Raw genomic sequence first — 21,844 nt, 5'->3', positions numbered from 1 at the left:
CGGCATCTTTTTTGTTTGCCATTAATTTCTTCATATTCAAAACGAACTGAATGTATTAAAATAGTATATTAGAAAATGAAATTAAGGAGATTATTATGATAGTACTTGCTGGAACCATTGGAGCCGGAAAAACCTCTTTAACTAAGATCCTATCTGCTCATCTTGATTCAACTGGGTATTATGAATCAGTGGACGATAACGAAATTCTTCCATTGTTTTACAAGGATCCTAAGAAGTATGCATTCTTATTGCAAATCTACTTCTTAAATACCCGTTTGAACAATATTGAAAAGGCCCACAACGAAAAGTTAAGTGTGATGGACCGTTCAATCTACGAAGATTCATTACTATTTAGATTGAATGCTGATATGAAACGTGCCACTTCAACTGAAGCTGACATTTACGATTCGTTGCTGGAAAACATGATGGAAGAAATTCCTGGTTCATTGAACCAAAAGAACCCAGATCTATTAATCCACATTAACATTTCATTTGATACCATGTTAAAACGAATCAAAAAACGTGGTAGAAGTTATGAACAAGTTGATAAAGATCCGGAACTATACAATTATTACCAAGACTTAAATAGTCGATACAACGACTGGTATGACAACTATGACTTGTCTCCTAAGATGCAAATCGATGGTGATAAGTTTGACTTTATCGAAAACGATGAAGACCTAGCAGCAGTTCTAAAACAAATTGACGAAAAAATTGCTGAATTGAACTTAAAATAGTTGCCAATCACCTTTTTTTATAATATTATTGATTTAACAAATAAACGCAAGGTATGTTTTTAAGTAGACAACAAAGAGATGCAATGGTTGGTGTGAATTGCAAGTCGAAATTCCGGCATACGCAAAAGCGGGTAGGTAATGCTACACGGCAGGTGACCGTTATCTCCAAACGAGTGTTTAGCATGTGCTAAGAACTTGGGTGGTACCGCGAAAAGAAGACCTTCGTCCCAATGGATGGAGGTCTTCTTTTTTATTTGCAAAATTGGAGGTATTTACTATGCTAGATATGAAAATGATTCGTCAAAACGCTGACTGGGTAAAGGAAAAGTTAGCTACTAGAAATATCAAAGCTGAAACAATCGATGAACTATTAGGATACGATGAAAAACGTCGTGAACTAATCGTAAAAAGTGAAGGATTAAAAGCTAAAAAGAACGATGTATCAAAGAAAATTGCTGAAGCAAAGCGTAACAAGGAAGACGCTTCTGACGCAATCGCTGAAATGCAACAAGTAGGTAAGGAAGTTAAGGAACTAGATGAACGACTTGAAAAGGTTGAACAAGATCAACAAGACTTAGCTGCACACTTACCAAACATTCCGGCTGATGATGTTCCTGTAAGTTTGACTGAAGAAGGTGCCGTTGAACTAAGAAAATACGGTGAACCTCGTAATTTTGACTTCGAACCAAAGCATCACTGGGACTTAGGTGAAAAGCTTGGCATCTTAGACTTCGAAGCAAGTGCTAAGGTTGCCGGTAGCCGTTTTGTCTACTACATGGGTGCAGGTGCACAACTAGAACGTGCCATCTACAACTTCTACTTAGATCAAAACGCAAAAGCAGGCTACAAAGAAGTGTTACCACCATACATGGTTAACTCAGCTTCAATGTTTGGTACTGGTCAATTCCCTAAGTTTAAGGAAACAAAAGCCGGTTTCGAAATTGCTGACAGTGATTTAACAATGATTCCTACAGCTGAAGTACCATTGGTAAACTACTACAGAGACGAAGTAATGGATGCAGACAAGCTACCAGTTAAGTTCACTGCATTATCACCAGCATTTAGATCAGAAGCCGGAAGTGCCGGAAGAGATACTAGAGGTTTAATTCGTTTACACCAATTTAACAAGGTTGAAATGGTTCAATTCACTAAGCCTGAACAATCATGGGATGCACTAGAAAGTATCACTGCTCATGCCGAAGACCTATTGAAGATGTTGGGTATTCCTTACCACGTAATCACACTAACTACTAGTGACATGAGTTTCACAGCGGCAATGACTCATGACATCGAAGTATGGATGCCAGCCCAAGGTCGTTACCGTGAAATCTCAAGTTGTTCAAACACAACAGACTTCCAAGCACGTCGTGCACACATCCAATACAGGGATGAAAACGGTAAGCTACAATACGTTCACACTCTAAACGGTTCTGGTTTAGCCGTTGGTAGAACGGTAGCTGCTATCTTAGAAAACTTCCAAAATGAAGATGGATCAATCAACATTCCAGAAGTACTACAACCATACATGGGTGGTAAGACTAAGATTGAAAAAGAAGACTAATTGAATAGTTTCTATTAAAGCGATAATCGAAAGATTGTCGCTTTTTTATTTTTTTGAAAAAGGGGGTAGACAGACGGACGAAATTTAGATATAATGTTTTTTGTTGAGTTAAAGAGAACGGCTCAGAAGCAAGTCATATCAACAATTAAGTAAAATTTCTTGTTGACATTGATTGTTGGAAATGATATTATTAAATAGTTGTCTTGTTAAGAGATAACTTGAAAGACCTCATGGAGGATTAGCTCAGTTGGGAGAGCATCTGCCTTACAAGCAGGAGGTCACAGGTTCGAGCCCTGTATCCTCCATATGAGCCGTTAGCTCAGCCGGTAGAGCATCTGACTTTTAATCAGAGGGTCGGCAGTTCGAACCTGCCACGGCTCATTGGCTCTATGCCATATACATTTTAATATAATCATGCGGGCGTGGCGGAACTGGCAGACGCGCTAGATTTAGGTTCTAGTTTCCTTATGGAAGTGGGGGTTCGAATCCCTTCGCCCGCATTTGCAATTTGCATAATTGCTGCCGACTTAGCTCAGTTGGCTAGAGCGCTTCACTAGTAATGAAGAGGTCGGGTGTTCGAATCATCTAGTCGGCATTATGCGGAAGTAGTTCAGTGGTAGAACATCACCTTGCCATGGTGGGGGTCGCGGGTTCGAATCCCGTCTTCCGCTTTTGCATAGTTCTGCCGGGGTGGCGGAATTGGCAGACGCACAGGACTTAAAATCCTGCGGTTAGTGATAACCGTACCGGTTCGATCCCGGTCCTCGGCATTTTAAATAATTTAATACTATTATGCACCCATAGCGCAACTGGATAGAGTGTCTGACTACGAATCAGAAGGTTGTAGGTTCGACTCCTACTGGGTGCATTTCTTTATTTTCGGGAAGTAGCTCAGCTTGGTAGAGCACCTGGTTTGGGACCAGGGGGTCGCAGGTTCGAATCCTGTCTTCCCGATAATATAAAGTAAAAGAGAAAACATTAATTTGTTTTCTCTTTTTTGTTTTCCTAAATCGTTAAAAATCTTTGCATTTTCTATATAAGTCCGTATAATTATAGTCAGAATTAGTCAGAGAAAGAGGTGGTATTATGCAGGGTAAAAATATTTCAGATATTATTGAGAAGTATTTAAAGGAAATGATTGCTGAAGACGAGAGAGTCGAAATAAGTAGATCTGATATTGCCAGCCATTTCGATGTTGTTCCATCACAAATTAACTACGTTATTAAGACTAGGTTTACCATTCAAAATGGATATGTAGTTGAAAGTAAGCGTGGTGGCGGTGGATACATCCGCATTGAAAAGGTTAAGCTTCTTGATAATATAGATATTTTAGATACGCTGATTAATGCCATTGGCGACGGTTTAACACAACGTGAAGGTAAGGCAATTATCAACACTTTGGTGTTAAATAATCTAATTACTGACAATGAAGCCGATTTAGTGTTAGCATCTATTAACAAGCAGACACTAGCCGTTGGCAACAAACTACTTGAAAATGAGATTAGAGCGAATATAATGGTAGCAATACTTGATCATTTAAGATACAAAAGCTAGAAAGTGAGGCACGATATGGATAACATTTTTACTCCAAGCGCAAAGAACGTATTGATTTTGGCACAAGAACAAGCCAAAGTGTTTGGCCACCAAGGAATTGGGACAGAACACTTATTACTAGCTTTATCAATGGAAGATAACGGCATCGCAAAGTCAGCCTTAAAGCAATGCGACGTTCACGAAGATGATATTAAAGGCGAAATGGAAATCTTGGTTGGATACGGTAACCTAACCGATTCAGACAAGGACACATACCTACCATACTCACCTAAGGCTGAAGCAATCTTGACCTTATCTGGCCAAATTGCGAAGAAATACGGTGCAATTAAGATAGGAACAGAACACTTATTACTTGCCATCCTAGATACTCCAGACACTTTAGCTGCTAGAATTCTAGTGGCGCTAAACGTGGTCGAAGTAAACGATGTAAAGAAGGTACTATTACGTAAGATGGGATTCCCAGGTGATTCAAGTTCAAACTCAAAGAACATTCCACTACCAGGAAGTAGAGCAGCTCGTAACAACGGAACTACTCCTACATTAGACTCACTTGCCACTGACCTAACTAAGTCAGCCAAGGATGGTCTAATCGATCCTACTATTGGTAGAGACGATGTTATCAAACGTGTAATTCAAATTCTTAGTCGTCGTACTAAGAACAACCCAGTGCTAATCGGGGAAGCAGGGGTAGGTAAGACTGCCGTTGTTGAAGGTTTGGCATTAAAGGTTGCTCACAGACAAGTTCCAGAAGACATGCAAAACAAGCGTATCATGATGCTTGAAATGGGAACTCTAGTTGCTGGTACTAAGTACCGTGGTGAGTTTGAAAAACGTCTAATGAAGATTATCAGTGAAATCAAGTCAGTGGGTAACGTAATCCTATTCATTGACGAACTACACACTCTAATGGGTGCCGGTGGTGCTGAAGGAGCTATCGATGCTTCTAACATCCTAAAGCCAGCACTTGCTAGAGGAGATCTTCAAACAATCGGTGCTACTACTTTGGATGAATACCAAAAGTACATCGAAAAAGACGGTGCATTAGCTAGAAGATTTGCAACTGTTTCAGTTGATGAACCTACTAGAGATGAAGCTGTCGAAATCCTAAAGGGCATTCGTCCTAAGTACGAAAGCCACCACCAAGTAAAGATTACCGATGACGCGATCGAAAAGGCTGTTGATTTATCAAGCAGATACATCAGCAACCGTTTCCTACCTGATAAGGCAATCGACTTGATGGATGAAGCTGCCGCAATGGTTAGAATTAACAACTTAGACGAAAATAATCCATTAGAAGAACTAGAAAACAAGATCAACGAATACAGTACTCAAATGGAAAGCGCCATCGAAGAACAACGCTTCGAAGATGCCGTTTCACTTCGTCAAAAGGAACAAGAACTACAAGAAGAACTAAAGACTAAGCGTCAAGAAACCGCTGATATCAAAAAGCAACGTCAAGAAGACCACAACTTCGATATCGAAGAAACCGGTGAAGATGTCGCTAAGGTTGTCTCAGAATGGACTGGTGTTCCAGTAACTAAGATGACTAAGGCTGACAGCAAGCGTTTGGTTAACCTAGAATCAATCCTACACAAGAAGATTATTGGTCAAAACGAAGCCGTTTCTGCCGTATCACGTGCAATCAGACGTGCTAGAAGTGGTATCAAGGATCCAAACAGACCAATTGGTTCATTCATCTTCTTAGGACCTACCGGTGTTGGTAAGACTGAATTAGCTAAGGACTTAGCTGAAGAAATGTTTGGTTCAAAGGACGACATTATCAGAATTGATATGTCAGAATACATGCAAAAGGAATCCGCTTCTCGAATGGTTGGTTCAGCTCCAGGATACGTTGGATACGACGAAGGTGGCCAATTGACCGAAAAGGTAAGACAACATCCATACTCAGTTGTCTTATTCGATGAAGTAGAAAAGGCTCATCCAGATGTCTTCAACTTGTTACTACAAGTATTAGATGATGGATACCTAACAGATTCTAAAGGTAGACATGTTGACTTTAGAAACACTGTCCTAATCATGACTTCTAACCTAGGTGCTAGAACCCTACGTGATAAGAAGACCGTTGGTTTTGGTGCAGAACTAGATCATGACGACGAAAGCTACAAGCTAATGAGAAAGACAGTCGAAGAACAAATGAAGAGATTCTTCAGACCAGAATTCTTAAACCGTATCGATGAAACAATCATCTTCCACGAACTAAACGAAAAACAAGTTCAAGAAATTGTTAAATTAATGTCTAACGATTTATTGAAACGAGTTCACGACTTAGGTATCAATGTGAAGATGACTCCAGCAGCAATCGAATTGATTGCTAAGAATGGTTTCAATCCTGAATACGGTGCACGTCCAATTCGTCGTGCATTGCAAAACGATGTCGAAGATAAAGTTTCTGAAGAAATTCTTTCTGGTGAAATTAAACCAGGGGATGACGTTTCAATCGGAGCATCTAAAGGCAAGATTACAATTACTAAAAAAGAGGCCGTTAAGGCATAATAAAAAAGAGGGAATTATCCCTCTTTTTTTATTGTCTAAATCTTGACTTTATATACCTTCGAGAGTATCATACTAAATATATAACTACGAAGTGAAATGTGTGTCGGCGATCTATTGTCCGTCAGACACGCCTATATTAACCAAAAATAAGCTTCAATTTGAATTGCTTATTTTGGTTTTTTTTTGCTCATTTTTAGAAAAAAAGGGTAAAAAAATGCATTTGTAACACAATTGTAATATTTCACTTACGTAGAAATTTTTGGAGGGGTGAAGAACTTGGCAGGACATTTAGTTAAATATGGTAAACACCGTATTCGTAGAAGTTACTCTCAAATCAAGGAAGTTCTTGATTTACCTAATTTAATTGAAATTCAAACCGATTCATACAAGTGGTTCTTAGATGAAGGTTTGCGTGAAATGTTTAACAGCATTATGCCAATTGATGATTTCCAAGGAAAACTATCCTTAGAATTCGTTGATTACCAATTATTAGAACCTAAGTACACTGTTAATGAAGCAAGAGATCATGAGGCTAACTACTCAGCTCCACTTCATATCACATTGAAATTGACCAATCATGAAACTGGTGAAATTAAGACCCAAGATGTATTCTTTGGCGATTTCCCATTGATGACTGATCAAGGTACTTTCATTATTAACGGGGCAGAACGTGTAATTGTTTCACAATTAGTTCGTTCTCCTGGTGTATTCTTCCACAAAGAAGAAGATAAAAATGGACGTATCAGCTATGGTACTACTGTAATTCCTAACCGTGGTGCATGGATGGAATTCGAAACTGACGCAAAGAACTTATCATACGTTCGTATTGATAGAACTAGAAAGCTACCAATTACTGAACTAGTTCGTGCATTAGGTTTCGGTTCAGATGACGAAATTACTCAAATTTTGGGTAGCAATGATAGTCTTTCATTGACTCTTGAAAAAGATGTCCACAAAGACACAGAAGATTCACGTGTTGAAGAAGCATTAAAGGACATTTACGAACGTCTACGTCCGGGTGAACCTAAGACTGCTGATTCATCTCGTAGCCTATTGACTACTCGTTTCTTCGATCCAAAACGTTACGACATGGCTCCTGTTGGTAGATACAAGACTAACAACAAGTTAAGCCTAAAGACTCGTTTACTAGGATTAACCCTTGCTGAAACTTTAGCTGATCCAGATACTGGTGAAATTATTGCTAAGAAGGGTACTGTAATTGATAAGAATGTCATGAAGGAATTAGCTCCATACTTGGACCGCGAAGACTTCAAGGCATACACTTTCAACCCTTCAGAACAATCAGTTGTTCCAGAACCAATGACTGTACAAATCATCAAAGTACAATCAGAAAAAGACCCAGATCATGTTGTTAACATGATTGGAAACGACAACATCTCATTGGATTACCATCACATCACTCCAGCAGATATCATTTCTGCTATCAACTACTTCTTCAACTTGCAAGAAGGAATTGGTGAACCTGATGATATTGACCATTTAGGTAACCGTCGTATCCGTTCTGTTGGTGAATTACTACAAAACCAATTCAGAATTGGTCTAGCAAGAATGGAACGTGTAGTAAGAGAACGTATGTCAATTCAAGACACTACTACTGTTACTCCACAACAATTAATCAACATTCGTCCTGTAGTAGCTTCAATTAAGGAATTCTTTGGTTCATCACAATTGTCACAATTCATGGACCAAACTAACCCATTGGGTGAATTAACTCATAAACGTCGTCTATCTGCATTGGGACCTGGTGGTTTGACCAGAGACCGTGCCGGATACGAAGTTCGTGACGTTCACTACACTCACTATGGTCGTATTTGTCCAATTGAAACTCCTGAAGGTCCTAACATTGGTTTGATTAACTCACTTTCAAGTTATTCTAAGGTTAACAAGTACGGTTTCGTGGAAACACCTTACCGTCGTGTATCATGGGATACTCACAAAGTAACTGATAAGATTGATTACTTATCAGCTGACGAAGAAGATAACTTCGTAGTTGCTCAAGCTAACTCTCCATTAAATGAAGACGGATCATTCAAGAACGATGTTGTTATGGCTAGATACAAGTCAAATAATATTGAAACTAAGATTGAAAACGTTGACTACATGGACGTTTCTCCTAAGCAAGTAGTTTCAGTTGCCACTGCATGTATTCCTTTCTTGGAAAACGATGACTCCAACCGTGCCTTGATGGGTGCCAACATGCAACGTCAAGCTGTTCCTTTGGTTAATCCACATGCACCACTAGTTGGTACTGGTATCGAATACAAGGCAGCTCATGACTCTGGTGTTGCTTTAATCTGTAAACACCCAGGTACTGTTGAATACGTTGACGCTGACGAAGTACGTGTTAGAAGAGAAGACGGTTCATTAGATACTTACAAGCTAATGAAGTTCCAACGTTCAAACGGTGGTAAGAACTACAACCAACGTCCAATTGTTCGTGTAAATGACAAGGTTGACGCTGATGAAATTCTAGCTGACGGTCCTTCAATGGAAAACGGAGAACTTGCTTTAGGTCAAAACCCAGTTGTTGCGTTCATGACTTGGCAAGGTTACAACTTCGAAGATGCCATTGGTATTTCAGAAAGATTAGTTCGTGAAGATGTATACACTTCAATTCATATTGAAGAATACGAATCAGAAACTAGAGATACCAAACTTGGACCTGAAGAAATGACTAGAGAAATTCCTAACGTTGGGGAAGACGCTTTAAGAAACCTTGACGAAGAAGGAACTATCAGAATTGGTGCTGAAGTACATGATGGTGACATCTTAGTTGGTAAGGTTACTCCTAAGGGTGTAACAGAATTATCAGCTGAAGAACGTTTACTACATGCTATCTTCGGTGAAAAGTCTAGAGAAGTCCGTGATACTTCACTACGTGTACCTCACGGTGGTGGCGGTATCGTTCAAGACGTTAAGGTCTTCACTAGAGAAAATGGTGATGAATTAGCACCAGGTGTAAACAAGATGGTTCGAGTTTACATTGCTCAAAAACGTAAGATCCAAGTAGGGGACAAGATGTCTGGTCGTCACGGTAACAAGGGTACTGTTTCCATTGTTATTCCTGAAGAAGATATGCCTTACTTACCAGATGGTACTCCAATTGATATTCTATTGAGTCCCATGGGTGTGCCTTCACGTATGAACATTGGACAAGTTCTTGAATTACACTTAGGTATGGCTGCTAGAAAACTAGGTATCCACGTAAGTACTCCGGTATTCGATGGTGCTCGTGATTCAGATATCTGGGACGCTGTTAAGGAAGCTGGTATGGCTTCAGACGGTAAGTCAATTGTTTACGATGGTAGAACCGGTGAACCATTTGATAAACGTGTTGCAGTTGGTGTAATGCACTACTTGAAACTTGCTCACATGGTTGACGATAAGATCCATGCTCGTTCAATTGGACCTTACTCACTAGTTACTCAACAACCACTTGGTGGTAAAGCACAATTTGGTGGACAACGTTTTGGTGAAATGGAAGTTTGGGCCCTAGAAGCTTATGGTGCCGCATACACACTACAAGAAATCTTGACTTACAAGTCAGATGACGTTGTTGGTCGTGTTAAGACATACGAAGCTATTGTTAAGGGTGAACCAATTCCTAAGCCAGGTGTTCCTGAATCATTCCGTGTTCTTGTAAAAGAACTTCAAGCTCTTGGATTAGACATGAAGGTTCTTAACGAAGACAACCAAGAAATCGAACTTCGTGACTTAGACAGCGAAGAAGACGACGGTGTTGTTAACGTTGATGCTTTAAGCAAACTAGCTGAAAAGCAAAAGAAAGAACAAGAAGACAAAGATGAAGAAAAGTCTGAACAAGACGACAAAGCAAACACCAACTTTAAGGAATAAAGAAAGGGGACTATCCATTGGTCGATGTAAACAAATTTTCAAGCATGCAAATTGGATTAGCTTCTTCTGATAAAATTCGTAGTTGGTCATTTGGTGAAGTTAAAAAGCCAGAAACTATCAACTACAGAACTTTAAAACCAGAAAAAGATGGTCTATTCGACGAAAGAATTTTCGGTCCTACAAAGGATTGGGAATGTGCTTGTGGTAAATATAAACGTATTAGATACAAGGGTATCGTCTGTGATCGTTGTGGAGTAGAAGTTACACGTGCTAAAGTACGTCGTGAACGTATGGGTCACATTGAATTAGCTGCTCCAGTAACTCACATTTGGTACTTCAAAGGAATTCCAAGTCGTATGGGTCTTGTATTAGACATGAGCCCACGTGCTTTGGAAGAAATTATCTACTTTGCTTCATACGTTGTTACAGATCCTGGTGATACTCCACTAGAAAACAAGCAACTAATCTCAGAACAAGATTACCGTGAAAAGAAACTTGAATACGGTAACCGTTTTGAAGCTAAGATTGGTGCTGAAGCAATTAGAACTTTATTGAACAATGTTGATATCAATAAAGAAGTTGCTGAACTAAAAGATGAACTAAAGAAGGCTACTGGTCAAAAGCGTGTTAGAGCGGTTAGACGTCTAGATATTCTAGAAGCCTTCCTACAATCAGGTAATGACTTGTCATGGATGGTAATGGAAGCAATTCCAGTTATTCCACCTGACTTAAGACCAATGGTACAACTAGAAGGTGGCCGTTTCGCCACTTCTGACTTAAATGACTTGTACCGTCGTGTTATTAACAGAAATAACCGTCTAAAGAGATTATTAGATCTACATGCTCCTGGTATCATCGTTCAAAACGAAAAACGTATGCTACAAGAAGCTGTTGATGCTTTAATCGATAATGGTCGTCGTGGTCGTCCTGTTGCCGGTCCTGGTAACCGTCCACTTAAGTCACTATCACACATGCTTAAAGGTAAGCAAGGTCGTTTCAGACAAAACTTACTTGGTAAGCGTGTTGACTACTCTGGTCGTTCTGTTATTGATGTTGGACCATTCTTGAAGTTCAACCAAATGGGACTTCCAGTTCCAATGGCCATGGAATTATTCAAGCCTTTCATTATGAAAGAACTTGTAAAACGTGGTAGTGCTTCGAACATTAAGTCTGCTAAACGTCAAATCGAACGTAAAGATGAAGAAGTATTCGATGTATTGGATGACGTAATTAAGGAACATCCAGTATTACTTAACCGTGCACCTACATTGCATAGATTAGGTATTCAAGCATTCGAACCAGTATTGGTTTCAGGTAAATCAATGCGTCTTCACCCATTAGCTTGTGAAGCTTACAACGCCGATTTTGATGGTGACCAAATGGCCATCCACGTTCCTTTATCAGACGAAGCACAAGCTGAATCAAGACTATTGATGCTAGCTGCTACTCATATTCTTGCCCCTCGTGATGGAAACCCAATCGTTGCTCCTTCTCAAGATATGGTTATTGGTAACTACTACCTAACTATGGAAGAAGAAGGCCGTGAAGGTGAAGGTATGATCTTCAACACACCTGAAGAAGCAAGACTTTCATACCAAAGTGGTTTAACTCACTGGCATACTCGTGTTGGTATTGCCGTTTCATCAATGAGTGAAAAACCATTCACTGACGAACAAAAGGACAAGATTTTGGTAACAACTATTGGTAAGATTATCTTCAACGGTATTCTTCCAAAGACATTCCAATACTTGAACGAACCAACTGATACTAACCTACATGGTCACTTATCTGACAGTTTCTTCCTAGAACCTGGTGAAGATATCCATGAACACTTGAAGAATGCTCCTCTAAACGGTGCCTTCAAGAAAGGTTTCTTATCAGACATCATTGCTGAAGTTTACAAGCAATACAAGGTAACTGAAACTTCACAACTACTAGATAGAATGAAGGACTTAGGTTACAACGAATCAACTAAGTCAGGTTTAACTGTTGGTATCACTGACGTTACTGACCTTAAGTCAAAACCTCAAATTATTGCTGATTCACACAAAAAAGTTGAAAACGTTACAAAACAATTCCGTCGTGGTTTAATTACTGACCAAGAACGTTACGAAAGAGTTATCGGTATCTGGAGTGATGCTAAGGATGAAATTCAAAACGACTTGTTGAAGAACTTTGATCCTCAAAACCCTATCTTTATGATGAGTGACTCTGGTGCCCGTGGTAACATCTCTAACTTTACTCAATTAGCTGGTATGCGTGGTTTGATGGCCGCACCTAATGGTGAAATCATGGAACTACCTATCACTGCTAACTTCCGTGAAGGTCTATCAGTTCTTGAAATGTTTATTTCTACCCACGGTGCCCGTAAGGGTATGACTGATACTGCCTTGAAGACTGCCAACTCAGGTTACTTAACTCGTCGTCTAGTTGATGTGGCTCAAGACGTTATTATCAGAGAAGAAGATTGTAACACTGACCGTGGAGTTATCGTTGCTGCATTGAAGCAAGGTAACGAAATGATTGAACCTCTATACGACAGAATCATTGGTAGATATGCTATGAAGACAGTTAAGAACCCAGAAACTGGTGAAGTAATTGTTAAGCATAACCAAATGATTAACGAACCTGAAGCTGAAGCAATTGAAGCTGCTGGAATTGAAGAAGTTGAAATTCGTTCAGCATTCACTTGTAACACAGTTCACGGGGTTTGTGAAAAATGTTACGGTCGTAACTTAGCTACTGGTTCACCTGTAGAAGTTGGTGAAGCAGTTGGTACTGTTGCTGCTCAATCAATTGGTGAACCTGGTACTCAATTAACTATGCGTAACTTCCATACCGGTGGGGTTGCTGGTAACGCCGATATCACACAAGGTCTTCCTCGTGTTCAAGAAATCTTCGAAGCTAGAAACCCTAAAGGTAAAGCAGAAATTACTGAAGTTACAGGTACTGTATCTCTAATTGAAGAAAACCCTGCTGAAAGAGTGAAGGAAGTTACTGTTAAAGGTGACGCCGACACTAGAACTTACAAGGTTCCAATTAATGCTCGTATGAACGTGGCTGAAGGTGACTTCATCCGTCGTGGACAAGCTATTAACGAAGGTTCAATTGATCCTAAGGAACTAATCAAGGTTCGTGACTCACTATCAACTGAAGTATACTTGCTAAGTGAAGTTCAAAAGACTTACCGTATGCAAGGGGTAGAAGTTAGTGATAAGCATGCCGAAATCATGGTTCGTCAAATGCTACGTAAGGTAAGAATCATGGACTCAGGTGACACTGAAGTTCTACCGGGTACTTTAATGGATATTAACGACTTTAAGGAAGCTAATGCTGACGCAGTTATTTCTGGTAAGATTCCAGCAACTGCACGTCCAGTTATCTTAGGTATTACTAAGGCTGCCCTAGAAACTAACAGTTTCTTATCAGCTGCATCATTCCAAGAAACTACTCGTGTTCTAACAGATGCTGCTATCCGTGGAAAGAACGATCCATTAGTTGGTCTTAAGGAAAATGTTATTATTGGTAAGCTAATTCCAGCTGGTACTGGAATGAAGACTTACGGTGAAATCAACGCTAAAGTTGAAGAACAAGAATCACCAAAAGTTGATTCAAACGACGTTTACTCAATTAGCCAAATTGAAAAACGTATGAATGAAGAAGACGTAAATAACCAATAATTTACAACTCAAAAATAGCAATCGCTGAATAGCGGTTGCTATTTTTTTATACATAGAAACATCAAATATGATAGATATATAAATGGAATGAACGGGATTTTTCCGCTGACTTGTTTGATAAACGGATAGGCGACTAAGGCAAACATACTAGCAACAAAGATGATTAATAGAATATGGTTACCGATTAACAGAAACAAAATTGCAAATAGATCGATATCTGCTTCACCAATAAAATGATAGTTGTAGTTTAAAAGATAGAAGAAAAAATAAATCGGCATTAATATCAAAATTCTAGAGAAGGGAAGAGTGATAACAAAAACAATTAATAGCAGTGAGTGTAAAATAATACTTGAAACCATTTGCTTGTGCATATCTTCTAGACTTAAGTAGAAAAGATAGACAATGATAAGCAATGGCAGCATACTTCTGGTTTCAATAAATATTAATGGAAAGATTGTACTTAAGAACACTTCGTTTACAAACGATAAACTTGAGTAGGTCTTATGACAGTACCTGCATCTACCATGATTAAGTAGATAAGAGAAGATAGGGATTAAATCAATCACTTCTAGTCGGTGTTTGCAGACATCACAATGGGAAAATCCGACCAGACTTTCTTGATGCTCTAGTCGATAGAATAGGGCAGTAAGAAACGATCCAAAGGAAGAACCCAGGATAAATAAAATGAATAAAAACATATTTAAAACCTCCAATATTATTTACGAAAGAAATCCTAAGTTTCATTGACACAAATGAGACGTCGTGATAATATTATTAAGTGCTTATTCATCCGGTGAACTTTTACATAAAAAAGAACCACCTGGATGTGTGGACTTAAAAATAAATTTTATTGGAAGGAGGAATTTTTAGATGCCTACTATTAACCAATTAGTACGTAAAGGTCGTCATTCTAGAAGTTCTAAATCAAAAGCCCCAGCTTTAAACCATGGGTACAACAGTTACAAGAAGAAGCAAACTAACAACCCTGCTCCTCAAAAACGTGGAGTAGCTACCCGTGTTGGTACTATGACTCCAAAGAAGCCTAACTCAGCTCTACGTAAGTACGCCCGTGTTAGACTTTCAAACTTGATTGAAGTTACTGCATACATTCCTGGTATTGGTCACAACCTTCAAGAACATAGTGTTGTTTTAATTCGTGGTGGTCGTGTTAAGGATTTACCTGGGGTACGTTACCACATCGTTCGTGGTGCTCTAGATACTGCCGGTGTTGCTGACCGTCGTCAAGGTCGTTCAAAATACGGTACTAAGAAGCCTAAAGACTAAAACATTTATTCCGCTATAAGAAAACAAGGAGGATTTTTAAATGCCAAGAAAAGGAAATGTTCAAAAACGTGAAGTTCTTCCTGATCCAATCTACAACTCAAAATTGGTTTCAAGCTTAATTAACCGTTTGATGTTAGATGGTAAGAGAGGAACTGCATCAGAAATTTTATATGGTGCATTTGATCTTATTAAGAAAGAAACTGGAAATGACCCAGTTGACGTATTCGAAGAAGCTATGAACAACGTTATGCCTGTACTAGAAGTTAAGGCTCGTCGTGTTGGTGGATCAAACTACCAAGTTCCTATCGAAGTACGTCCTGACCGTCGTGTTACTCTAGGTTTACGTTGGATCGTAAACTACGCACGTCTACGTGGTGAACACACAATGGTTGAACGCCTAGGTCGTGAACTTATGGATGCTGCTAACAACACAGGTGCTTCAGTTAAGAAACGTGAAGACACTCATAAGATGGCAGAAGCTAACCGTGCATTTGCTCACTACCGTTGGTAAAATAAACGTACAAACTTATTTGTACATTTAATTGAGTGGCTAATGTGTTATTATATTAGCCACTTTTTTACAAAAGAGATTTATTTTTGAGAGGAGAAACTTTTTATAATGGCTAACAAACGTGAATTCCCATTAGAAAAAACTCGTAATATCGGTATCACTGCTCATATTGATGCCGGTAAGACTACTGCTACTGAACGTATCTTGTACTACACTGGTAGAATCCACAAAATTGGTGAAACTCATGATGGTGCTTCACAAATGGACTGGATGGTACAAGAACAAGAACGTGGTATCACTATCACTTCAGCTGCTACTACTGCACGTTGGAAAGATACTCGTATCAACATCATCGATACACCAGGACACGTGGACTTCACTGCCGAAGTTGAACGTTCACTACGTGTTCTAGATGGTTCAATTACTATCTTGGATGCTGCTGCTGGGGTTGAACCTCAAACAGAAACTGTTTGGCGTCAAGCTTCAGAATACGAAGTTCCTCGTATCGTATTCGCTAACAAGATGGATAAGCTAGGTGCTGACTTCGAAGCTTCTGTAGAATCTCTACACGAACGTCTAGATGCTAACGCACACGCTATCCAAATTCCTATCGGTAAGGAAGACACTTTCCAAGGTGTTATCGACTTAGTAGAAATGAAAGCATACATCTACGATCTAGATGAAAATGGTTCAAACTACGATATCGTTGATATTCCTGACGAATACAAGGAAAAAGCTGATGAAGCACGTGCTAACTTAATTGAATCACTTGCTGACATCAACGACGGAATTATGGAAAAATACCTTGAAGGTGAAGAAATTTCTGTACCTGAAATCAAGGCTGCCATCCGTCAAGGTACTCTTAATCTAGAATACTACCCAGTATTAGCTGGTTCAGCATTTAAGAACAAGGGTATCCAAATGTTAATGGACGCCGTATTGGACTTCTTACCATCACCACTTGATGTTCGTCCATACAAGGCTACTGATCCTGAATCAGGTGAAGATGTTGAACTTAAAGCTGATGACAACAAGCCATTTGCTGCCCTAGCATTTAAGGTTGCAACTGACCCATTTGTTGGTCGTTTAACTTTCATTCGTGTATACCAAGGTACTCTAGAATCAGGTTCATACGTTCTTAACGCAACTAAGGACAAACGTGAACGTGTTGGTCGTTTACTACAAATGCACTCAAATGATAGAACTGAAATCCCAGAAGTATTCTCTGGTGATATCGCTGCCGCTATCGGTTTGAAGAACACCACTACTGGTGACTCACTAACTGATCAAAAGCACCCATTACACCTAGAATCAATGGTATTCCCAGATCCAGTTATTTCTGTGTCTGTTGAACCTAAGACTAAGGCTGACCAAGACAAGATGAACATTGCTCTACAAAAGCTATCAGAAGAAGATCCTACATTTAAGGCTGAAACTGATAACGAAACTGGTGAAACTATTATCGCCGGAATGGGTGAACTTCACTTGAACATCATCGTTGACCGTATGAAACGTGAATTCAAGGTTGAAGCTACTATTGGTCAACCACAAGTTGCCTACAGAGAAGCATTTACTAAGCCAACTAAGGCTCAAGGTAAATTCGTTCGTCAATCTGGTGGTAAAGGTCAATATGGTGACGTTTGGATTGAATTTACTCCAAATGAAACTGGTAAAGGTTTCGAATTCGAAAATGCTATCGTTGGTGGGGTTGTTCCTCGTGAATACATTCCTTCAGTTGAACAAGGTCTAAAAGAATCAATGGCAAACGGTGTTCTTGCTGGTTACCCATTGATTGATGTTAAGGCTAAGTTATATGATGGTAGTTACCATGATGTCGATTCATCAGAAGCTGCATTTAAGGTTGCTGCATCATTAGCATTAAGAAATGCTGCTAAGTCAGCTGGCCCAGTTATCCTAGAACCAATCATGAAAGTTGATATCGTGGTTCCAGAAGAATACATGGGTGATGTTATGGGACAAGTTACTGCACGTCGTGGTAACGTTGATGGTATGGAAGTTAGAAACAAAGCTCAACTAATCCATGCTATGGTTCCACTATCAGAAATGTTCGGTTACGCAACTACATTGCGTTCAGCATCTCAAGGTAGAGGTACTTTCTCAATGACATTCGATCACTACTCACCAGTTCCAGCCGCAGTTCAAGAAGAAATTATTGAAAAGAACGGTGGAAACAAGTAATTAGTGTTTCTAAATTAAGAAGTGTTGATTAATTTCAACGCTTCTTTTTTTTGTACATAAAAAAGGGGAATTTCTTCTATAAATATAGATAAAGAATAAATTTGATAATATTTTTTGAAATTTGTTATTTAATTTAATAAATTATTTTTTGATCAAATAAATATAATATGGAAGAAAAAATAAAAAAGTTTCAATTTTTTTGAAAAAATTTGAATAAAAAATTTAAAAATAATTTTAACAAAATGAGTGAAAACCCTTGAAACACCGCAGGAAATCTAGTATTATATACAAGTACCTGTTCGAGGGGTTAGTATGCTCTCAAGCAGATATGAGAAAAGCGTTGATGTGGGAGGTTGCGACACACCCGGCCACTTTGTCATGAAGGGTGCGCCGGTAATTTCCACGGAGTTAGTCGTATTTAAAATACAGACGAGGAGGGAAAATAATGGCAAAGCAAAAGATTCGTATCCGTTTAAAGGCATATGAACACCGTACTTTAGATCAATCAGCTGAAAAGATTGTGGCTACTGCGCAAAGAACTGGTGCTAGTGTTTCTGGTCCAATTCCATTGCCAACAGATAGAACTGTTTATACTGTTCTAGCTTCACCACATAAGTTCAAGAAGTCACGTGAACAATTTGAAATGTTGACTCACAAGCGTCTTATCGACATCTTAAACCCAACACCAAAAACAGTTGATTCACTAATGAAGCTTGATTTACCAAGCGGTGTTGATATCGAAATTAAACTATAATTAATCAAAATTACAATATATCGGAGGTGTACTCATGACCAGAAAAGGAATCTTAGGTAGAAAAGTCGGAATGACTCAAGTTTTCACTGAAAACGGTGAATTAGTACCAGTTACTGTTGTAGATGTAACTCCAAACGTTGTTCTACAAACTAAATCAACTGAAACTGATGGATACAACGCTATCCAACTTGGTTACGAAGACAAACGTGATGTTTTAAGTAACAAACCAGAAAAAGGTCATGTAGCAAAAGCAAATACAAATCCTAAGCGCTTCATTAAAGAAATCAGAGATGTTGAGCTTAGCGATTACAATGTAGCAGACGAAATCAAGGCAGACATTTTTGAAGCCGGTGACATCGTAGATGTAACAGGTATCACAAAGGGTCATGGTTACCAAGGTAACATTCATAAGGATGGTCAAGCTAGAGGTCCTGAAACTCACGGTTCTAGATACCACCGTCGTCCTGGTTCACTTGGTGTAATTATCAACCGTGTTACTAAGGGTATGAAATTACCAGGTAGAATGGGTAACAAGCAAGTTACTATTCAAAATCTTGAAGTAGTTAAGGCTGACGTTGACAACAACGTAATCCTAATTAAGGGTAACGTTCCTGGTGCCAACAAGTCATTCTTAACTGTTAAATCTGCAGCTCGCGGATCACAAAAATAAGAAAGGAGGAACCATAAATGACAAGCGTAGCATTATACAAACAAGATGGTAGCAAGAACGGAAACGTTGAATTAAACGATGAAATCTTTGCTATCGAACAAAACGACAGTGTTGTATTTGACGTTGTTTTGATGCAAAGAGCATCAATGCGCCAAGGTACACACGCTGTAAAGAACAGAAGCGCTGTTAGAGGTGGTGGTAAGAAGCCATGGCGTCAAAAGGGTACTGGACGTGCTCGTCAAGGTTCAATCCGTTCACCACAATGGCGTGGGGGTGGAATTGTCTTCGGACCAACTCCTCGTTCATACAGCTACCACTTACCAAAGAAGGTTAGCCGTCTAGCTATCAAGTCTGTTCTATCAGAAAAGGTTGCTAACGACAACTTCGTAGTTGTTGACTCATTAAGCTTCGATGCTCCTAAGACTAAAGACTTCTCAGAAGCACTAAACAAGCTAAATGCTTCAACTAAGACATTAGTAGTCTTGGAAGAAGACAACAAGAACGCTGTATTATCAGCTCGTAACCTAAAGAACGTTGAAATCGTTTCAGCTAAAGGTTTAAACACATTGAGCGTTGTAAACAGTGACAAGATTGTCATCACAAAGGCTGCTCTTTCTCAAGTAGAGGAGGTGCTCGCATAATGGAATCACGTGATATTATCCTACGTCCCGTTATTACAGAACAATCAACTGCTATGATGGACGAAAAGAAATACACTTTTGATGTTGACTTACGAGCAACTAAAACACAAGTGAAGAACGCAATTCAAGACATCTTTGATGTTAAAGTTGCAAATGTAAATATTATGAATCTTAAAGGTAAGCTAAAGCGCCAAGGTCGTTTCTCAGGTTACACTAAGAAGCGTCGTAAGGCTATTGTTACTTTATCAAACGATTCAAAAGAAATTAACTTATTTAGCAATAAATAAAATATCAATTTAGGAGGAAAACACCGTGGCTATTAAAAAATACAAGGCAACCAGTAATGGTCGTCGTAACATGACTAGCATTGACTACAGTGTTTTGACTACTTCAAAACCTGAAAAGTCATTATTGGCTCCTAAGTCACACACTGCTGGTCGTAACAACTATGGTCATATGACTGTTCGTCACCGTGGTGGTGGTAACAAGAATCAATACCGTATTATTGATTTCAAGCGTAACCATGACGACGTTGATGGTATCGTTAAGACTATCGAATACGATCCAAACCGTACTGCTAACATTGCGTTAGTTGTTTACACTGACGGTATCAAGTCATACATTCTAGCACCTAAGGGTCTAAAAGTTGGCGACAAGGTTCAATCAGGACCAAACGCTGACATCAAACCAGGTAATGCATTAGCATTGAAGGATATCCCTGTAGGTACTGTTATTCACAATATCGAATTAAAACCAGGTAAGGGTGGACAACTAGTTCGTTCTGCTGGTACTTCAGCTCAACTATTGGGTAAGGAAGGAAAATACGTACTAGTTCGTCTAGCATCAGGTGAAGTTCGTATGATTCTTTCAGTTAACCGTGCAACTATTGGTAGCATTGGTAACGAAGAACACTCATTAGTTAACATTGGTAAAGCTGGTCGTAACCGTTACAAGGGCCAACGTCCACACGTTCGTGGTTCTGTAATGAACCCTAACGATCACCCTCATGGTGGTGGTGAAGGTAAAGCTCCAGTTGGTTACCCATCACCATTATCACCATGGCACAAGAAGACTGTTGGTAAGAAAACTCGTAGTAAGAATGCTCGTTCCAACAAGTTCATCGTTCGCCGTCGTAAGGGATCAAAGATGTAATAAACTAAGTTATACCTTCGGGTATACACTTCCCTATACTGATTTTGAAGAGGAGGTTTCATAATGTCTCGTAGTTTAAAAAAGGGACCTTTTGCCGATAAGCATCTTTTAAAGAAAATTGATGCTCAAAAAGACCAAGACAAGAAAGACGTAATCAAGACATGGTCACGTCGTTCAACAATCTTCCCTAGTTTCATTGGCTACACTATCGCTGTTTATGATGGAAGAAAGAACGTTCCAGTTTATATTCAAGAAGATATGGTAGGTCACAAACTAGGTGAATTCGTACCAACTCGTACTTTCCATGGACATGGAAACGACGATAAGAAAACTGTTTAAGCAAGGAGGATAACAAATGGCTGAACAAGTTACATCAGCAAAAGCTACTGCTAGAACTGTTCGCATTGCCGCACGTAAGGTCCGCCTTGTAGTTGATCTTATTAGAGGTAAAAGCGTTTCAGAAGCAGCTGCAATCTTGAAGTTCACTCCAAGAGGAGCTTCACCAGTTGTTTCAAAAGTTTTAATGTCAGCTGTAGCAAATGCAGAAAATAATTTTGATTTAGATCGTGAAGACTTGGTAGTAAGCGAAGTTTTTGTTAACGAAGGACCAACTTTAAAACGTTTCCGTCCAAGAGCAAAAGGTTCTGCTTCTCCAATCAACAAACGTACTAGTCATATCACAGTTGTAGTATCAGAAAAATAGGAGGGATT

At 39.2% G+C, this 21,844-nt stretch carries 17 protein-coding genes and 8 tRNA genes; 24 read left to right on the top strand and 1 reads right to left on the bottom strand.

What is annotated here, in order from left to right:
• Window positions 1-95: 95 nt before the first annotated feature.
• The 14 genes from JUD45_RS03230 (at window position 96) to rpoC (ending at window position 13,922) form a co-directional block, all read left to right on the top strand.
• Window positions 96-737 carry a deoxynucleoside kinase gene (locus tag JUD45_RS03230; RefSeq protein WP_053791941.1) on the top strand — a complete coding sequence of 214 codons (642 nt, stop codon included), beginning with the start codon at window positions 96-98 and terminating at the stop codon, window positions 735-737.
• 277 nt (window positions 738-1,014) lie between these two features.
• The gene (serS, locus tag JUD45_RS03225; RefSeq protein ID WP_138726365.1) at window positions 1,015-2,298 is read left to right on the top strand and encodes a serine--tRNA ligase; all 1,284 of its coding nucleotides are present in this window, start codon (window positions 1,015-1,017) and stop codon (window positions 2,296-2,298) included.
• A gap of 232 nt (window positions 2,299-2,530) precedes the next feature.
• Window positions 2,531-2,603 (top strand) — tRNA-Val (locus tag JUD45_RS03220).
• 3 nt (window positions 2,604-2,606) lie between these two features.
• A tRNA-Lys gene (locus tag JUD45_RS03215) sits at window positions 2,607-2,679 on the top strand.
• 35 nt (window positions 2,680-2,714) lie between these two features.
• Window positions 2,715-2,798: transfer RNA gene (locus JUD45_RS03210), tRNA-Leu, on the top strand.
• 21 nt (window positions 2,799-2,819) lie between these two features.
• Window positions 2,820-2,893, top strand: a tRNA-Thr gene (locus JUD45_RS03205).
• A gap of 4 nt (window positions 2,894-2,897) precedes the next feature.
• A tRNA-Gly gene (locus JUD45_RS03200) sits at window positions 2,898-2,969 on the top strand.
• A gap of 13 nt (window positions 2,970-2,982) precedes the next feature.
• Window positions 2,983-3,068 (top strand) — tRNA-Leu (locus JUD45_RS03195).
• Between the two features lie 24 nt (window positions 3,069-3,092).
• Window positions 3,093-3,166, top strand: a tRNA-Arg gene (locus JUD45_RS03190).
• Window positions 3,167-3,178: 12 nt separating this feature from the next.
• Window positions 3,179-3,252, top strand: a tRNA-Pro gene (locus JUD45_RS03185).
• Window positions 3,253-3,384: 132 nt separating this feature from the next.
• Window positions 3,385-3,852, top strand: a complete 468-nt coding sequence (locus JUD45_RS03180) for a CtsR family transcriptional regulator (protein WP_034531487.1) — start codon at window positions 3,385-3,387, stop codon at window positions 3,850-3,852.
• Window positions 3,853-3,867: 15 nt separating this feature from the next.
• Window positions 3,868-6,366 carry an ATP-dependent Clp protease ATP-binding subunit gene (locus JUD45_RS03175; RefSeq protein WP_034531488.1) on the top strand — a complete coding sequence of 833 codons (2,499 nt, stop codon included), beginning with the start codon at window positions 3,868-3,870 and terminating at the stop codon, window positions 6,364-6,366.
• Between the two features lie 267 nt (window positions 6,367-6,633).
• Window positions 6,634-10,242, top strand: a complete 3,609-nt coding sequence (gene rpoB, locus JUD45_RS03170; protein ID WP_034531489.1) for a DNA-directed RNA polymerase subunit beta — start codon at window positions 6,634-6,636, stop codon at window positions 10,240-10,242.
• A gap of 17 nt (window positions 10,243-10,259) precedes the next feature.
• Window positions 10,260-13,922 carry a DNA-directed RNA polymerase subunit beta' gene (gene rpoC, locus JUD45_RS03165; protein WP_203619684.1) on the top strand — a complete coding sequence of 1,221 codons (3,663 nt, stop codon included), beginning with the start codon at window positions 10,260-10,262 and terminating at the stop codon, window positions 13,920-13,922.
• Between the two features lie 38 nt (window positions 13,923-13,960).
• Here the strand turns inward: rpoC and JUD45_RS07085 are convergent, their stop codons facing one another.
• Window positions 13,961-14,620, bottom strand: a complete 660-nt coding sequence (locus JUD45_RS07085; protein ID WP_034531491.1) for a prepilin peptidase — start codon at window positions 14,618-14,620, stop codon at window positions 13,961-13,963.
• A 172-nt stretch (window positions 14,621-14,792) separates the two neighbouring features.
• Between JUD45_RS07085 and rpsL the strand changes: the two genes are divergently transcribed.
• The 10 genes from rpsL to rplV all read left to right on the top strand — a co-directional run bounded on the left by rpsL (window position 14,793) and on the right by rplV (window position 21,836).
• Window positions 14,793-15,206 carry a 30S ribosomal protein S12 gene (rpsL, locus tag JUD45_RS03155; RefSeq protein WP_034531492.1) on the top strand — a complete coding sequence of 138 codons (414 nt, stop codon included), beginning with the start codon at window positions 14,793-14,795 and terminating at the stop codon, window positions 15,204-15,206.
• A 40-nt stretch (window positions 15,207-15,246) separates the two neighbouring features.
• The gene (gene rpsG, locus JUD45_RS03150; RefSeq protein ID WP_034531493.1) at window positions 15,247-15,717 is read left to right on the top strand and encodes a 30S ribosomal protein S7; all 471 of its coding nucleotides are present in this window, start codon (window positions 15,247-15,249) and stop codon (window positions 15,715-15,717) included.
• Between the two features lie 108 nt (window positions 15,718-15,825).
• Complete coding sequence (gene fusA / locus JUD45_RS03145) at window positions 15,826-17,916, top strand: elongation factor G (protein WP_034531494.1); 2,091 nt, start codon at window positions 15,826-15,828, stop codon at window positions 17,914-17,916.
• A gap of 445 nt (window positions 17,917-18,361) precedes the next feature.
• Window positions 18,362-18,670, top strand: a complete 309-nt coding sequence (gene rpsJ / locus JUD45_RS03140) for a 30S ribosomal protein S10 (protein WP_034531495.1) — start codon at window positions 18,362-18,364, stop codon at window positions 18,668-18,670.
• A gap of 34 nt (window positions 18,671-18,704) precedes the next feature.
• The gene (rplC, locus tag JUD45_RS03135; protein ID WP_034531496.1) at window positions 18,705-19,340 is read left to right on the top strand and encodes a 50S ribosomal protein L3; all 636 of its coding nucleotides are present in this window, start codon (window positions 18,705-18,707) and stop codon (window positions 19,338-19,340) included.
• A 17-nt stretch (window positions 19,341-19,357) separates the two neighbouring features.
• The gene (gene rplD / locus JUD45_RS03130) at window positions 19,358-19,981 is read left to right on the top strand and encodes a 50S ribosomal protein L4 (protein WP_034531497.1); all 624 of its coding nucleotides are present in this window, start codon (window positions 19,358-19,360) and stop codon (window positions 19,979-19,981) included.
• The gene (rplW, locus tag JUD45_RS03125; protein ID WP_034531498.1) at window positions 19,981-20,268 is read left to right on the top strand and encodes a 50S ribosomal protein L23; all 288 of its coding nucleotides are present in this window, start codon (window positions 19,981-19,983) and stop codon (window positions 20,266-20,268) included. Before rplD ends, rplW begins: the two co-directional genes overlap by 1 nt.
• Before the next feature lie 25 nt (window positions 20,269-20,293).
• On the top strand, window positions 20,294-21,133 hold the full coding sequence (rplB, locus tag JUD45_RS03120; protein WP_203619683.1) for a 50S ribosomal protein L2: 840 nt from the start codon (window positions 20,294-20,296) through the stop codon (window positions 21,131-21,133).
• Between the two features lie 63 nt (window positions 21,134-21,196).
• Window positions 21,197-21,472 (top strand): 30S ribosomal protein S19, encoded by a 276-nt coding sequence (gene rpsS / locus JUD45_RS03115; RefSeq protein WP_034531502.1) that lies wholly within the window; start codon window positions 21,197-21,199, stop codon window positions 21,470-21,472.
• 16 nt (window positions 21,473-21,488) lie between these two features.
• Window positions 21,489-21,836 carry a 50S ribosomal protein L22 gene (gene rplV, locus JUD45_RS03110; RefSeq protein ID WP_034531503.1) on the top strand — a complete coding sequence of 116 codons (348 nt, stop codon included), beginning with the start codon at window positions 21,489-21,491 and terminating at the stop codon, window positions 21,834-21,836.
• Window positions 21,837-21,844 lie beyond the last annotated feature (8 nt).

The sequence above is a fragment of the Apilactobacillus nanyangensis genome, from assembly GCF_016861915.1.
Lineage (GTDB): Bacteria > Bacillota > Bacilli > Lactobacillales > Lactobacillaceae > Apilactobacillus > Apilactobacillus nanyangensis.
Note: the sequence above shows the minus strand (reverse complement) of the source record. Positions and strands in the feature narration are given on the sequence as shown.

Coding starts and splice junctions, on each gene's coding strand:
- JUD45_RS03230 (WP_053791941.1), top strand. CDS start 96: ATGATAGTACTTGCTGGAACCATTGGAGCCGGAAAAACCTCTTTAACT.
- serS (WP_138726365.1), top strand. CDS start 1,015: ATGCTAGATATGAAAATGATTCGTCAAAACGCTGACTGGGTAAAGGAA.
- JUD45_RS03180 (WP_034531487.1), top strand. CDS start 3,385: ATGCAGGGTAAAAATATTTCAGATATTATTGAGAAGTATTTAAAGGAA.
- JUD45_RS03175 (WP_034531488.1), top strand. CDS start 3,868: ATGGATAACATTTTTACTCCAAGCGCAAAGAACGTATTGATTTTGGCA.
- JUD45_RS07085 (WP_034531491.1), bottom strand. CDS start 14,620: ATGTTTTTATTCATTTTATTTATCCTGGGTTCTTCCTTTGGATCGTTT.
- rpsL (WP_034531492.1), top strand. CDS start 14,793: ATGCCTACTATTAACCAATTAGTACGTAAAGGTCGTCATTCTAGAAGT.
- rpsG (WP_034531493.1), top strand. CDS start 15,247: ATGCCAAGAAAAGGAAATGTTCAAAAACGTGAAGTTCTTCCTGATCCA.
- fusA (WP_034531494.1), top strand. CDS start 15,826: ATGGCTAACAAACGTGAATTCCCATTAGAAAAAACTCGTAATATCGGT.
- rpsJ (WP_034531495.1), top strand. CDS start 18,362: ATGGCAAAGCAAAAGATTCGTATCCGTTTAAAGGCATATGAACACCGT.
- rplC (WP_034531496.1), top strand. CDS start 18,705: ATGACCAGAAAAGGAATCTTAGGTAGAAAAGTCGGAATGACTCAAGTT.
- rplD (WP_034531497.1), top strand. CDS start 19,358: ATGACAAGCGTAGCATTATACAAACAAGATGGTAGCAAGAACGGAAAC.
- rplW (WP_034531498.1), top strand. CDS start 19,981: ATGGAATCACGTGATATTATCCTACGTCCCGTTATTACAGAACAATCA.
- rpsS (WP_034531502.1), top strand. CDS start 21,197: ATGTCTCGTAGTTTAAAAAAGGGACCTTTTGCCGATAAGCATCTTTTA.
- rplV (WP_034531503.1), top strand. CDS start 21,489: ATGGCTGAACAAGTTACATCAGCAAAAGCTACTGCTAGAACTGTTCGC.